Raw genomic sequence first — 14712 nt, forward strand, 5'->3', positions numbered from 1 at the left:
GCCGCACGCGGCCGTCCCCGTTGCGATCAGCGCGATCCCAAGGGAATCACCGGGACGTGCCGGCCGCCGGATCCGCAGGGTCCGGGGTCTCTCCGGCCGTCTCCTCGGCTGTCTCGTCGCCGGCGCTGTCGCCGTTCTTGCGGACATCGTGCACCCGGGTCTTGTAGAGGCTCGCCACGGTGGTGATCGCCAGCGTGACGACGATGACGCCGAGGCTGGCCAGCGTCGGGATCTCCGGCACCTTGAGCGGCTCGCCACCGTTGATGAACGGCACCTCGTTCTCGTGCAGCGCGTGCAGCAGCAGCTTCACGCCGATGAAGCCCAGGATGAACGCGAGCCCCTGCGACAGGTACACCAGCCGCTTGAGCAGATCGCCGAGCAGGAAGTACAGCTGCCGCAGCCCCATCAGCGCGAACACGTTGGCCGCGAACACCAGGTACGGCTCGCGAGTCAGGCCGTAGATCGCCGGGATCGAATCCAGCGCGAACAGCAGGTCGGTCGTACCGAGGGCGATGATGACCAGGAACATCGGCGTCATCACACGTCCGGCGCCACTGTCTTTCACCCACAGCTTCAGGCCGTCCCACTGATCGGTGAACTTCAGGTGCTTCTGCGCGAAGCGGACCACGCCGTTCTCGCCGTCGTCGTCATGGTCGGTGTCGCGCACCAGCTTGATCGCCGTGTAGACCAGGAACGCGCCGAACAGGTAGAAGACCCAGGAGAACTGTTCGATCGCGACAGCGCCGAGGGCGATGAAGATGCCGCGGAAGATCAGCGCGAGGATGATGCCGACCAGCAGGGCCTGCTGCTGATACACCCGCGGCACCTTGAAGCTCGCCATGATGATCAAGAAGATGAACAGGTTGTCCACCGACAGGCTGTACTCGGTGAGCCAGCCGGCGAAGAACTCGACGCCGTACTGGCTGCCGTGGAAGAACCAGGTCCAGATCCCGAACGCGATCGCGAGGCCGACGTAGATCGTCAGCGCGGTGCCCGTCTCGCGGCGGGACGGCTCGTGCGGGCGGCGCCCGATCACGATCACATCGAAGAGCAGGATCGCAATGGTCACGCTGAGCGTGATCCCCCACTCGAGAGCACTGACGTTCATCTAACCTCCGGTCGTCGAGTCAACGCCGGAGGTCTCTTCCACCGTCACCGCCTCCGGCATCCGGCCCGCAGCACCGGTCGCCCGTACGTGGGCGACGTGATGACGACACTGTGGCGAAAGGAATACTCCCCTCCAAGCGCGTGATTCTGCCAGTCGTGCCGTCGACACGCGAATCGCGGCCACCCGGCGGCGAGAAGCGGCCTCGCGCAGTGAGTAGTTTGTACCCGTGACGGCACCGGATCCAACCTCGGAGATCCCCCGGCAGTACCTGTTGTCCCAGCAGGCTCCGCCGGCGCGCACGCTCATCGACATTCTCTACGACACCGCGCGACGCCATCCCGACGCCACCGCTCTGGACGACGGCACCGTGCAGCTCACCTACGCCGAACTGATCGCCGACGTCGAGGACAGTGTGGCGTGGCTGGCCGCGCGCGGCATCGGCCGCGGCGACCGGATCGGCATCCGGATGCCGTCGGGCACCTACGCGCTCTACGTGGCGATCCTGGCCACCCTCGCCGCCGGCGCGGCCTACGTGCCCGTCGACGCCGACGACCCGCCCGAACGTGCCGAGCTGGTGTTCACCGAAGCCGAGGTCGTCGGCGTGATCACCGAGCGCGGCCTGATCCGGGGTCCCGGAACGTCGCGCGGGTGGCGCGCGGCGGCCCCGCTCAGCCGCGACGACGCCTGGATCATCTTCACGTCCGGCTCGACCGGCACCCCCAAGGGTGTCGCCGTCACCCATCGCAACGCGGCCGCCTTCGTCGACGCCGAGGCCGAGATGTTCCTGCAGGACAACCCGCTGGGGCCCGGCGACCGGGTGCTGGCCGGGCTGTCGGTGGCGTTCGACGCCTCGTGCGAGGAGATGTGGCTGGCGTGGCGACACGGCGCCTGCCTGGTGCCCGCGCCGCGCTCGCTGGTGCGCAGCGGTATGGACCTGGGGCCGTGGCTGGTGTCACGCGACATCACGGTGGTGTCCACCGTGCCGACGCTGGCCTCGCTGTGGCCGGCCGAGGCGCTCGAAGCTGTGCGGCTGCTGATCTTCGGCGGTGAGGCGTGTCCGCCGGAGCTGGCCGCGCGCCTCGCGGTCGAGGGCCGGGAGGTGTGGAACACCTACGGCCCCACCGAGGCGACCGTCGTGGCCTGCGCGGCGCGCCTGACCGGCACCGGCGGGCAGGAGCGCAGCGACTCGGGGAAGGCATTGGGCGCCGTGAGCATCGGGCTGCCGCTGCCCGGGTGGGATCTCGCGGTCGTCGGCGCCGACGGCAACCCGGTGCGCCCCGGCGAGGTGGGTGAGCTGGTGATCGGCGGGGTCGGGCTGGCGCGCTACCTCGACCCGGAGAAGGACGCCGAGAAGTACGGCGCCCTCCCGACGCTGGCGTGGAGCCGCGCCTACCGCAGCGGCGATCTGGTCCGGCTCGAACACGACGGGCTCTACTTCATGGGACGCGCCGACGACCAGGTCAAGGTCGGCGGCAGGCGCATCGAACTCGGCGAGGTCGACACCGCGCTCGTGCACCTGCCCGGGGTCAGCGGAGGCGCGGCGGCCGTCCGCCGCACCGCGAGCGGCACCCCGCTGCTCGTCGGCTACGTCGTCGCCGCCCCCGGAGGGGCATTCGACCTGGCGTCCGCGCGTGCCCGGCTGAGCGAGTCACTGCCCGCCGCGCTGGTGCCCCGGCTGGTGGTCGTCGACGAGCTGCCGACCCGCACGTCCGGCAAGGTCGACCGCGACGCACTGCCCTGGCCGGTGGGCGGGGGCGAGGAGGACACCACGGCCGAGCTCGGCGGCACACTCGGCTGGCTCGCCGGACTGTGGCGCGACGTGCTCGCCGCCCCGGTCGACGGTCCAGGCGCCGACTTCTTCGCCCTCGGCGGCGGCTCCCTGTCGGCCGCTCAGCTGATCGCGGTGCTGCGCCAGCGCTACCCGCAGGTGACCGTCGCCGACCTCTACGACCATCCCCGCCTCGGGTCGCTCGCCGGGTACCTCGACGAGCTGGAACCGCCGCCGGCCGTGGAGATCCGCACCGTGCGTCCCGTCGCGCGGGTGACCCAGGCGATCCAGGTGGGGCTGACAGTGCCGCTGGCGATCCTGACCGGCATGCAGTGGGTGGTGTGGCTGGCGGCGGCCAACAACCTCGCCGTCGCGATCGACCTGGTCGGATGGGCGCGGCCGCTGAGCTGGTGGTGGATCCTCGCCGGCTTCCTGGTGTTCGTCTCCCCACCCGGACGGATGGGCATCGCGGTGTTCGGCGCGCGCGTCCTCGTCGGCACGCTGACACCGGGCACCTACCGGCGCGGCGGATCGGTGCACCTGCGCGTCTGGCTGGCCGAGCGGCTCGCCGACGCCAGCGGCGCGGAGAACATGGCCGGCGCCCCCTGGCTGGTGTATTACGCACGCGCCCTGGGCAATTCGGTGGGCAACGGGGTCGACCTGCATTCCGCGCCGCCCGTCACCGGGATGCTGCGGATCGGGCACCGCTGCTCGATCGAACCCGAGGTCGACCTGACCGGGCACTGGATCGACGGCGACCTGTTCCACGTCGGCCCCATCACCATCGGCAACGACTCGACGATCGGCGCGCGCACGACGCTGCTGCCCGGCGCGGTCGTCGGCAAGAACGCCGACGTGGCACCGGGTTCCGGTGTCGTCGGCAAGGTCAAGAACGGGCAGTACTGGAAGGGCTCGCCGGCCGTGAAGTCCGGTAAGGCCAAGCACCCGTGGCCCGACCATCGCCCGCCGCGTGCCCCCGTGTGGGTGGCGGTCTACGGCGTGACCTCGATGCTGCTCGGCGCGCTGCCGCTCGCGGCGCTCGCCGCGGGGCTCGCCGTGATCGGCTGGGCCGTGCAGGGCACGGCGACCGTGCGCGACGCACTGCTGCCCGCGCTGGCGTGGACGGTACCGGCGACCGCGGCGGCGATGCTGGTCTACGCCGCGCTGACCGTGGTCGGAGTGCGCCTGCTCGCCGTCGGCCTGCACGAGGGCTATCACCCGGTGCGCAGCCGGTCGGGGTGGCAGCTGTGGGCGACCGAGCGACTGATGGACGGGGCGCGCACCTACCTGTTCCCCATCTACGCCGGGCTGGCGACGCCGTGGTGGCTGCGCCTGCTCGGGGCGAAGATCGGCAAGGGCACCGAGATCTCGACCGCGCTGCTGATCCCCAAGTTCACCGTCGTCGAAGACGGCGCGTTCCTCGCCGACGACACGATGGTCGCCTCCTACGAGCTGGGCGGCGGCTGGATCCACGTGGCCCGGGCGACCGTGGGCAAGCGCGCATTCCTCGGCAACTCCGGCATCACCCAGCCGGGCCGGCGGGTGCCCGATGACGGGCTGGTCGCGGTGCTCTCGGCGACCCCGCACAAGGCGAAGGCCGGCTCGTCGTGGCTCGGCAGTCCGCCGATGCGGCTGCGCCGCCAGCCGACCGCAGCCGACGCGCTGCGCACGTTCCATCCGTCGCCGCGGTTACGCATCCTGCGCGCGGTGGTCGAGACGTTCCGGTTCGTGCCCGTCGTCGTCACGTTCGCGATCGGCGTCGGCGTGCTGCTGGCCGCGCAGGCGCTGGCGGGGACGGTCGGTTGGCTGGGCGCCGCACTCCTGACAGGGCTGGTGCTGCTGGTCGCGGGCGCGGTCGCCGGCGGGATCGCCATCGGAGCGAAATGGCTTCTGGTGGGCCGCATCACCGCGATCGAACATCCGCTGTGGTCCTCGTTCGTCTGGCGCAACGAGGTGTCGGACACCTTCGTCGAGACGGTCGCGGCGCCGTGGTTCGCCCGTGCCGCGTCGGGTACACCGGTGATGAACCTGTGGCTGCGCGGACTGGGCGCGACGATCGGACGCGGAGTGTGGTGTGAGACGTACTGGCTGCCCGAGGCCGATCTGGTGACGCTCGGCGACGGCGCGACGGTGAATCGCGGCTGCGTGGTGCAGACGCACCTGTTCCACGACCGGATCATGCGGATGGACACGGTGGTGCTGGAGGCGGGCGCGACGCTCGGCCCGCACTGTGTGGCGCTGCCCGCGGCGCGGCTGGGCGCGGGCGCCACCGTGGGCCCGGCGTCGCTGGTGGTGCGCGGTGACGAGGTGCCGCCGTCGACGCGCTGGCAGGGCAACCCGATCGCGCCGTGGCTGCCGCCGCGCAAGAAACGCGCGGACACCGGCGGCAAGGCGAAGAAGCCGGCTGCGGCGTGAGGGCACGCAAGCAGGCGCGCAAGTCGGGGTCGCCGCCGGTCATCGACCCGTACCTGCCCGGCACCGGCAACTTCGGCTACCGGGTCTCGCGCTACGAGCTCGACCTCGAGTACAAGGTGGCGATCAACCGGCTGACCGGCACGGCCACCATCACCGCGGTCACGCTCGCCGAACTGCAGACCTTCACCCTCGATCTGTCTGCGGCGCTGTCGGTGTCCAAGGTGACGGTGAACGGCAAGCGGCCCAACAACTTCCGCACGTCCAACGGCAAGCTGCACATCAGCCTGTCCGACCGTCTGCGCGCCGGCGCTGCGATGACGATCGTGGTGCGCTACGGCGGCACCCCCCGCCCGGTCCGATCCCTGTGGGGTGAGGTCGGATTCGAGGAACTCACCGAGGGTGCGCTGGTGGCGGGCCAGCCCAACGGCGCGTCGTCGTGGTTCCCCTGTGACGACCACCCCAGCGCCAAGGCAAGCTTCGGCATCCAGATCAGCACGGAGAGCCCGTATTTCGCGTTGGCCAACGGAAAGCTGCTGCACAAGCGGGTGCGCGCGGCGATGACGACCTGGACCTACGAGCAGACCGAACCGACGTCGACGTACCTGATCACGCTGCAGATCGGGCCCTACGAGCGGCACCGCATCGCCAAGAACGGGGTCTCGATCCACGCTGTCGCCCCGGAGCGGTTGCGCGACACCGTCGCCCACGACTTCGGTCGACAGGGCCAGATGATGAAGTTGTTCACCAAGCTCTTCGGCCCCTACCCACTCGACACCGGCTACACAGTGGTGATCACCGACGACGAGCTCGAGATCCCGCTGGAGGCGCAAGGCATCTCGATCTTCGGCGCCAACCACTGCGACGGCGAGCGGGGCGCGGAACGGCTGATCGCCCACGAGCTCGCCCACCAGTGGTTCGGCAATTCCGTCACGGTGCAGCGATGGCGGCACATCTGGCTGCACGAAGGGTTCGCCTGCTACGCCGAATGGTTGTGGTCCGAACACTGCGGGCAGCGCAGCGCCGACGAGTGGGCCCGGCACTACCATCACCGGCTGACCCACTCCCCGCAGGATCTGGTCCTCGCGGACCCCGGGCCGCGTGACATGTTCGACGACCGCGTCTACAAGCGGGGCGCCCTCACCCTCCACGCGCTGCGAAAGAGGTTGGGCGACAAGAACTTCTTCGCCCTGCTCAAGGACTGGGCGACGAAGCACCGGCACGCGAGCGTGGTCACCGACGACTTCATCGGCCTTGCCGCCGGCTACACCGACGCATCGCTGCGCCCGCTGTGGACGGCATGGCTGTACGAGACCGACGTACCGCCCCTGGACCCGTGACCGACGCCACCGTCGGCCCCGGCGCCGTCACGCGCAGCAGCGTCGTGCGCGTCGGGGCGGCCACCGCGGTGTCCGCGATGTGCGGATACGCCGTGCTCTACCTGGCCGCACGCGACCTCGAGCCCGCCGGCTTCTCGGTGTTCGGGGTGTTCTGGGGCGCCTTCGGCCTCGCCAGCGGCGCCGCGTTCGGACTCCTGCAGGAGACGACGCGAGAGGTGCGCCAAGCCAGGACAGCCGCACCGGGCGGGCAGCGCACCCGCCCGGTACGCATCGGCGTCGGGGTGGGGCTGACCGCCGCGGCCGCGATCGCCGTCACCGCACCGCTGTGGGCCGGCCACGTGTTCGCCGACGCGCGGCTACTCAGCGTCGTCCTGCTCGCTGTCGGGCTCGCGGGGTTCTGCGTGCACACCACGCTGCTGGGTCTGCTCGCCGGGAGCGACCACTGGTCGGAGTACGGCGCGCTGATGGTCGCCGACGCGCTGTTGCGGGTTGCGGTCGCCGCCGGCAGTTTCGCGCTCGGCTGGGGGCTCGGCGGCTACCTGTGGGCGACCGTCGCGGGATCGGTGGGCTGGCTGCTGATGCTCGCCACCTCCCCCGTCACACGTGCCGCCGCACGGCGCCACACCCCCGGCACCACCGCCACGTTCCTGCGCGGCGCCGGGCACTCGATCGCGGCGGCGGGCGCCAGCGCCGTGCTGGTGATGGGCTTTCCGGTGCTGCTGAAGGCCACCTCGGGTGATCTCGGTGCCGCGGGCGGCGTGGTGATCCTCGCGGTCACGCTGACGCGCGCACCGCTGCTGGTGCCGCTGACCGCGATGCAGGGCAACCTGATCGCCCACTTCGTGGACCAGCGCGCACACCGACTGCGGGCACTGGTCGTGCCCGCAGCGGCCGTGCTGGTGCTCGGCGCGATCGGCGTGGCCGCGGCCGCGGCGTTCGGTCCGTGGCTGCTGCGGGAGGCCTTCGGCGCCGACTACGTGGCCGACGGTGTCCTGTTGGGCTGGCTGACCGCCGCGGCGGTGATGATCGCGCTGCTCACACTCACCGGGGCCGCAGCGGTCGCCGCGGCCCTGCACCGCGCCTACGCCGTCGGCTGGGTATCGGCGACGGTCGCCGCGGCGGCGCTGCTGGCTCTCCCGCTCGAGCTCGAGGTGCGGACCGTGGTGGCACTGCTGTGCGGCCCGCTGCTGGGCATCGCCGTTCACCTGGTCGCCCTTGCCAAGGTTCCGCCACGTTAGGGCGTGTACTTTGTTGCCCATCATGTCTCCGGACACCTCCGACCAGCAGTGCCGCGATGTGTGGATCGTGATCCCCGCCTATCGCGAAGCGACCGTGATCGCCGACGTCATCGGTGAGGTCCGCGCCGTGTTCGCGAACGTGGTCTGCGTCGACGACGGCAGCACTGACGGCACCGGTGACGCCGCGCGCAGCGCCGGCGCGCACGTCGTCACCCACCCGGTCAACCTCGGTCAGGGCGCGGCCATCCAGACCGGTGTGGAGTACGCCCGAGCCCGGCCCGGGGCCGCGCTGTTCGCGACGTTCGACGCCGACGGGCAGCACCGCGTCGACGACGTCGTCGCGATGATCGACCGCCTGCGCGCCGCAGACGTCGACCTGGTCGTCGGCAGCCGCTTCGCCGGCGGCCCGACCCAGACCCCTGCGCTCAAGCGTCTGATCCTGCGCAGCGCGGCCACCCTGAGCCGCCGCAGCCGCAGCCTCGGACTGACCGACGCCCACAACGGGTTGCGGGTGTTCAACCGGCGCGTCGCCGACGAACTGGACCTGACCATCAGCGGCATGGGTCATGCCGGCGAATTCATCGCACTGGCCCACGAAAAGGGTTGGCGGGTGGCCGAAGTGCCCGTCGACATCCGGTACACGGACTACTCGAAGGCCAAGGGCCAGCCGCTGCTGAACGGGGTCAACATCGTCTTCGACGGTCTGCTGCGCAGGAGGACCACCCGATGAACTGGATTCAGGTCCTGCTGATCGCGTCGGTGCTGGCGCTGCTGGTGTACCTGCTGCGCTCACGCTCCAGCGCCCGGTCCAAGGCGTGGGTGAAGGTCGGCTACGTGCTGTTCGTGATCGCCGGCATCTACGCGATCCTGCGCCCCGACGACACCACCGTCGTCGCGAACTGGCTCGGCGTGGACCGCGGCACCGATCTGCTCGAGTACGTGCTGATCATCGCGTTCGCGTTCACGACGCTGTCGACCTACATGCGGTTCAAGGACATCGAGCTGAAGTACACCCGGCTGGCCCGCGCCGTGGCACTGCAGAACGCGCGCGAACCCGGAAGTGAATGAACCGGGCGATCAGATTTCGCTGCGGAAGTAGTCCACGGTGCGGGTGATCCCGTCGCGGAGCTGTACCCGCGGCTGCCAGCCGAGCACCTCGCCGGCGCGGCTGTTGTCCAGGCAGGACCGGCGCACGTCGCCCAGGCGCGGCGGGTGGAACTCGGGCTCATCGGATGTGCCGGCGGCACGTGCGATCTCGGTGTGCAGCTGCCGCGTCGAGGTCTCCACCCCGGTGCCGATGTTGAAGCGCTGCCCGCTGCCTGCCTCCCCGGCGGCGCGCACGAACGCATCGACGACGTCGTCGACGAACACGTAGTCGCGCGTGTCGCTGCCGTCGCCGAAGATCTTGGTCGGCCGTCCCGCGAGCAGCGCTCGGGAGAAGATCGCCACGACACCGGCCTCCCCGTGCGGATCCTGGCGCGGCCCGTACACGTTCGCGGGTGCGATGTGGCTGCAGTCCAGGCCGTACAGGTTGCGGAACATGCCGAAGTAGACCTCACCGCAGACCTTGCTGGCCGCATACGGCGACGCCGGGTCGAGGGGGTTGTTCTCGTCGGTGGGATAGCGGGGCGTGGCGCCGTAGACGGACCCGCCCGACGAGGTGTGCACGACCTTGCGGACGCCCGCAAGCCGGGCGGCCTCGGCGAGGCGGACCGTCCCGACGACGTTGACGCTGGAATCGAACACCGGCTCGGTGACCGAGCGGCTGACCGAGATCTGGGCGGCCAGGTGGAAGATGACCTCCGGCTTGACGTCGGCCAGCAGCGCCACCAGGTCGGCGTCGACGATGTCGGCCTTGACGAAGTCGAAGGTGCTACTGCGCTCGGCCGGGCCCAGGTTCTCACTGCGCCCGGAGCTCAGATCGTCGAGCCCGATCACCGAGTGGCCCTCGGCCAGCAGCCTGTCGACCAGTGTCGATCCGATGAAACCGGCGGCCCCGGTGACCAGTGTGCGCACCGGGTCACCATACCGGCGGCGACTTCGGATCCCGCGCATCACCTACAGTCGCAGTCGTCATGAAATGGGTCGCCCGCACTGCCGTCGCCCTCATCGCGCTGCATCTGGCCGTCCGCGCGGTGCTCGCGTTCGGCGGCTACTTCTACTGGGACGACCTGATCCTCGTCGGCCGCGCCGGCACCCAGCCGCTGCTCTCGCCCGGATACCTGTTCGACGACCACGACGGGCACGTCATGCCCGGCGCGTTCCTGGTGGCCGGGCTCATCACGCGGATCGCGCCGCTGGACTGGATCGGCCCGGCCCTGAGCCTGGTGGTACTGGCGCTTGTCGCCTCGCTCGCATTGCTGCGTGCGCTGCACGTGATCCTCGGCTGGCGCCCGGCACTGTTGCTCCCGTTGACGTTCGCGCTGTTCACCCCGCTGGCGGTGCCGAGCTTCGCGTGGTGGGCGGCCGGGTTGAACTCGCTGCCGATGCTGGCCGCGCTGGCATGGGTGTGCGCCGATGCGATCCAGTTGGTGCGCACCGGCTCCCGCCGCTACGCGGTGACCGGCGCCGTCGCGTTCTTCGGCGGGCTGCTGTTCTTCGAGAAGGCGGCGATCATCCCGTTCGCGGCGTTCGCGATCGCCGCGGTGTACGGCCACGTGACCGCCGAGGCGAATGTGGCGCAGGTGTGGCGCCGCGCCCGACCCCTGTGGCTGGCGTGCCTCGCGTCGACCGCGGCCTGGGTCGGTGTCTACCTCGCGGTGGTCGACCAGCAGCGGTGGAGTTTCGATCTCGCGATGACGTGGGATCTGCTGTGGCGCTCAATGACTCACGGCATCGTGCCCGGCCTGGTGGGTGGCCCGTGGCAGTGGCAGCGGTGGGCGCCTGCCTCGCCGTGGGCCACCCCGCCGGTGACCGTGATGGTGCTCGGATGGGTGGCGCTGGCCGCCGTGGTGGCGGTGACGGTGGCGCGTCGGCACCGCATGGGCGTGGTGTGGGCGGTCGCGCTGGGCTACGCGGTGGCCTGCCAGGTACCCATCTATCTGATGCGGTCCTCGCGCTTCACCGCGCTGGAACTCGCGCAGACGCTGCGCTATCTGCCCGACCTGGTGGTGGTGCTGGCACTGTTGGCCGCGATCGGGCTGCTGGCACCCGCGCGCCGACCGGCCGCAGGGTGGCTACGGCCTGTGGTTGTCTGCGCGGCAACGGTTTTCGTGGCCAGCAGCCTCTATTCGACGTCGGCGTTCCTGACCAGCTGGCGCGACAATCCGACCAAGGCCTACCTGCTCAACGCCCGTGCCGGGCTGGCCGCTGCGCAGGCCTCCTCGAGTGCGCCGATGCTGGACCAGGAAGTCGATCCGCTGGTGCTGCAGCGGGTGGCGTTTCCGGAGAACCTGACTTCGCACATGTTCGCACTACTGCCCGATCGCCCCGAGTTCAGTTCGTCGACAACGGATCTGAGAATGCTCGATTCCTCAGGCCGGCTCGTCGACGCTGTCGTCACGTGGGTGCGTAGCATCCGGCCCGGCCCGGATCCCCGGTGCGGATACCTGGCACAGCCCGATTTTCCCGTCCGCATGCCGCTGGACGGACCGCTACTGCCGGCGGACTGGACCGTGGAGCTGAATTACCTTGCCAATTCCGACGGTTCGATGCTGGTTCGGCTCAGCGAGGGGGACGAGGTCAAGGTGCCGGTGCGGCCAGGACTGAACCGAGTGTTCGTCCGGCTGCCCGGCGCGGGCGACGCGATCACCGTGCACGCCAACACCGCGGCGCTGTCGGTGTGCGTGGCCGCAGGTCCGGTCGGGTTCCTCGCGCCGCGCTGAGGAGTCAGCGCTCGACCCCTCAGCGTTCGACCCCTCAGCGTTCGACGATGGTGAACCGGCGCAGGGCCAACGCCGGGTTCTTCGCGCGGACCTGCTCGATACGCGACGGGCTCAACGCCGCGGACACGACCCCGGCGTCCTCGCCGAGCGAGGCCAGCACCACACCCATCGGGTCGACGATCATGCTGTTGCCCGCACCGTGGGCACCGCACTGGTCGGCGGCGGCGACGTAGATGGTGTTCTCGATCGCCCGCGCACGCACCAGCGTCGTCCAGTGGTTCTCCTTCAGCGGGCCGGGCACCCATTCCGCGGGGATCAGCACGGCGTCGGCGCCGGCGTCGACCAGACGCCGAGTCGCCTCGGGAAAGCGCAGGTCATAGCAGGTCTGCATACCGAAGGTGAGGGCGCCGACGCGAAAGGTCTCGGGCGCGGCGACGGTTCCGGCGCGCACGAAGCTGGACTCCGTGTAGCCGAACGCGTCGTACAGGTGCAGCTTGCGGTAGGTGGCCGCGACCTTGCCGCCGTCGTCGACGGCGAGCAGGGTGTTGTGGATCTGATCGGCGCTGTCGGTGGTTTCGTTGATGCCCGCGACGACCGTCACGCCCTCGCGCCGGGCGAGGTCCTGCAGCGCCGCCACGAACGGACCGTCCAGCGACTCGGCCGAGGCGAGGAACCTCTCGTCCATGGCGGGCGCGGTGAACATCGCGTACTCGGGGAACACCACCAGGTTCGCGCCGTGGGCCACTGCGTCTGTGACGTAGCCCGTGACGGCCTGGAGGTTGGCGTCCTTGTCCTCACCGGGCGCGAACTGCGCCACGGCAACGGTGACCGACGTCGTCATGAGAACTCCTTGTCTCCTGACTCGGGCGCGGACATCCGGTCCATACGGCCGAGAACCAGTGTGTAGCAGAAGATTCCGCCGACCAGGATCACCCCGGTGGCGATGAAGGCGCCCGCGAAGGAGCCGGTGCGGTCGACGACCATACCTGTCACGATAGGCGCCGCGATGCCGATCAGGTTGGCGACGAAGTTGACGATGCCCGCCAACGACCCGGTGTAACCGTGCGGCGCGATCAAGGACACGATGCTCGAGCCCGCCGGAACCGAGACCGCCAGCCCGGCGGCGCCGATCGACAGGAAGACGACCGCGACCTCGATGGTGTCGGCGTAGGCGGCACCCGTGACGGCCAACGAGGCCAGCATGCTCGTGACCAGCACGATCCGTCGCACCCTGGTGATGTCACCGGTGCGCCGCGTCCATCGATCCATCAGGACGCCCGCGATGAGGAACTGGGCGAGCACCGCGACCAACCAGGGGATCATGCTGTAGATGCCACCCTTGAGCAGGTTCACCCCGAATTCCTTCTCGAGGTAGCCGGGCAGCCACGTCAGGAGCACGTAGTAGGCGTAGGTGTAGGAGGCGTAGCCCAGGGCCAGTCCCCAGGTCTTGCGGCGACGCAGCAGGTATCCCACCCCGGCCAGCGACCCTGCGCCCTGGGCGTTCTCGTCTTCGGCCTCACCCGCGCGCAGGTAGGCCAGTTCGGCGGTCGACATCTTGCCCTCGGCCACCGCGGCGGCCGGCGATCGGTACAGCAGCCACCACGCCACCAGGTACACGACACTCAGGACGCCGGTGAACAGGAACGCAGCATGCCAGCTCCACGTCGAGACGAGGAAGGCCATGATCGGGATGCCGATGACATTGGACAGCTTGGCGCAGCCGTCGAAAATCGAGGTAGCAGTTCCTCTTTCGTGCTTGGGGAACCACTGACCGATCGCCTTCCAGCCCGCCGGGACCGCGGGCGCCTCGCCGATGCCCAGCAGCAGCCGAGCGACGATCAACAGGCCGAGCCCGCCGGCTGCCGCGGACAGGAACGAGGCCAGTGCCCACAGGAACACGCCGACGCGGTTGACCCAGGGCACGCCGATCTTGTCGACGATCGTGCCGATGGGCATCTGCAGCATCGCGTAGGTCCACAGGAACGCCGACGCGACGACGCCCATCTGCGCGGCCGAGATGTCGAAGTCGGCCATGATCGCCGGGGTGGCGACCGACAGATTGACCCGGTCGATGTAGTTGACGAACATGCCGGCACCGAGCAGCCCGCCGATGTACCAGCGGGTGCGGCCGATCCCCGACGGCGCCGCGGTGGCGGCGTCTGTGCCCTCCCGGATCTCGGTCACGGCGCCGTCCCGGCGAGGCTCGGCACGCGATCGAGGTCGGCCGCCTCGGCATGGGCGACGCTGAAGCCGGCCAGCAGCGCACCGTGCTCCATGGTCAGGACCAGCTGATCGGCGCCGTTCTCGACGGCGAACCGCTTCTCGGCCGACGACCAGGCCGGCAGTAGCCACGGCTTGCCCGCTGCCTTCGCGGCCGTCGCGACCCGAGCCAGGTCGGCGAAGTCGCCGTCGTCTCGGGTGTAGGCGCCCCGGCCGCGGCGCAGGGACAGATCCGACGGGCCGATGAAGACTCCGTCGACGGTGTCCAGCGCCAGGATGTCGGAGATCTGCTCGATGGCCCCTGCGTCCTCGATCATCGGGTAGCACCGGGTGCGGGAGTCCTGTTCACGCACCCAGTCGTCGGTGAAGCCACCGTAGGCCGATGTCCGGCCCCCGGCGAAACTGCGGTCGCCCAGCGGCGGGAACTTCGCGAAGGCGGTGACGGCGCGGGCGTGGGCGGCGTTCTCCACGTGCGGGATCGCCACCACATCGGCGCCGAAGTCGAGGGCCTGCTGGATCGGGCCGCGCTCGGGACCGAGCACCTTGGCGATCACCTCGAGACCGATGGCCTTGCACAGCGGGATGAAGTGTTCGAGCGCAGCGAGGTCGAAGGTGCCGTGTTCGATGTCCAGCACGGCCGCGCCGTACCCCACCTGACGGGCTATCTCAGCGGCGGCGGTGTTCGGACCGGACAACCACACGGCGTAGCGGCGATCGGGAGGTGTCGTCTGGAACATCGGGTCGGTTCTCCTTCCTCGTGACCACGCTGCGGCGGCCGGCACGGTCCTTGCGTACATTTGTT

Annotated in this window: 11 protein-coding genes; 6 read left to right on the forward strand and 5 right to left on the reverse strand. The window is 70.2% G+C overall.

The annotated features are described in order from the left end of the window. Positions 1 to 46: 46 nt before the first annotated feature. Complete coding sequence (locus tag ACZYYX_RS00365) at positions 47 to 1108, reverse strand: TerC family protein (RefSeq protein ID WP_463812428.1); 1062 nt, start codon at positions 1106 to 1108, stop codon at positions 47 to 49. 226 nt (positions 1109 to 1334) lie between these two features. On the opposite strand from ACZYYX_RS00365, the gene ACZYYX_RS00370 reads away from it, so the two are divergent. The 5 genes from ACZYYX_RS00370 to ACZYYX_RS00390 are packed head-to-tail and all read left to right on the forward strand — an operon-like array spanning position 1335 to position 8934. Further along, entirely contained in the window at positions 1335 to 5291 is a 3957-nt protein-coding gene (locus tag ACZYYX_RS00370) for a Pls/PosA family non-ribosomal peptide synthetase (RefSeq protein WP_463812429.1), read from the forward strand. Next, entirely contained in the window at positions 5288 to 6628 is a 1341-nt protein-coding gene (locus ACZYYX_RS00375; protein ID WP_463812430.1) for a M1 family metallopeptidase, read from the forward strand. Before ACZYYX_RS00370 ends, ACZYYX_RS00375 begins: the two co-directional genes overlap by 4 nt. Further along, entirely contained in the window at positions 6625 to 7866 is a 1242-nt protein-coding gene (locus tag ACZYYX_RS00380; RefSeq protein ID WP_463812431.1) for a polysaccharide biosynthesis protein, read from the forward strand. The genes ACZYYX_RS00375 and ACZYYX_RS00380 overlap by 4 nt, the downstream gene beginning before the upstream one ends. 22 nt (positions 7867 to 7888) lie before the next feature. Then, positions 7889 to 8596: a glycosyltransferase family 2 protein gene (locus tag ACZYYX_RS00385; RefSeq protein ID WP_463812432.1), complete on the forward strand. Its 708-nt coding sequence runs from the start codon at positions 7889 to 7891 to the stop codon at positions 8594 to 8596. After that, positions 8593 to 8934 (forward strand): DUF2304 domain-containing protein, encoded by a 342-nt coding sequence (locus ACZYYX_RS00390; RefSeq protein ID WP_463812433.1) that lies wholly within the window; start codon positions 8593 to 8595, stop codon positions 8932 to 8934. Before ACZYYX_RS00385 ends, ACZYYX_RS00390 begins: the two co-directional genes overlap by 4 nt. Positions 8935 to 8943: 9 nt before the next feature. Here the strand turns inward: ACZYYX_RS00390 and ACZYYX_RS00395 are convergent, their stop codons facing one another. Further along, a complete protein-coding gene (locus tag ACZYYX_RS00395) occupies positions 8944 to 9882 on the reverse strand; it encodes a GDP-mannose 4,6-dehydratase (RefSeq protein ID WP_463812434.1) in 939 nt (312 codons plus the stop codon). Positions 9883 to 9941: 59 nt separating this feature from the next. On the opposite strand from ACZYYX_RS00395, the gene ACZYYX_RS00400 reads away from it, so the two are divergent. Continuing rightward, the gene (locus ACZYYX_RS00400; protein ID WP_463812435.1) at positions 9942 to 11690 is read left to right on the forward strand and encodes a hypothetical protein; all 1749 of its coding nucleotides are present in this window, start codon (positions 9942 to 9944) and stop codon (positions 11688 to 11690) included. Positions 11691 to 11724: 34 nt separating this feature from the next. Here ACZYYX_RS00400 and ACZYYX_RS00405 read toward each other — a convergent pair whose 3' ends face one another. From ACZYYX_RS00405 to ACZYYX_RS00415, 3 genes are read right to left on the reverse strand one after another with little or no spacing between them, the layout of a single operon-like run. Next, complete coding sequence (locus ACZYYX_RS00405; protein ID WP_463812436.1) at positions 11725 to 12531, reverse strand: carbon-nitrogen hydrolase family protein; 807 nt, start codon at positions 12529 to 12531, stop codon at positions 11725 to 11727. Beyond that, positions 12528 to 13874, reverse strand: a complete 1347-nt coding sequence (locus ACZYYX_RS00410) for an MFS transporter (RefSeq protein ID WP_463812437.1) — start codon at positions 13872 to 13874, stop codon at positions 12528 to 12530. Before ACZYYX_RS00410 ends, ACZYYX_RS00405 begins: the two co-directional genes overlap by 4 nt. Continuing rightward, the gene (locus ACZYYX_RS00415) at positions 13871 to 14647 is read right to left on the reverse strand and encodes an HpcH/HpaI aldolase family protein (protein ID WP_463812438.1); all 777 of its coding nucleotides are present in this window, start codon (positions 14645 to 14647) and stop codon (positions 13871 to 13873) included. The genes ACZYYX_RS00410 and ACZYYX_RS00415 overlap by 4 nt, the downstream gene beginning before the upstream one ends. Between the last annotated feature and the right edge of the window lie 65 nt (positions 14648 to 14712).

The organism is Mycobacterium sp. IDUB_1 (assembly GCF_055419625.1).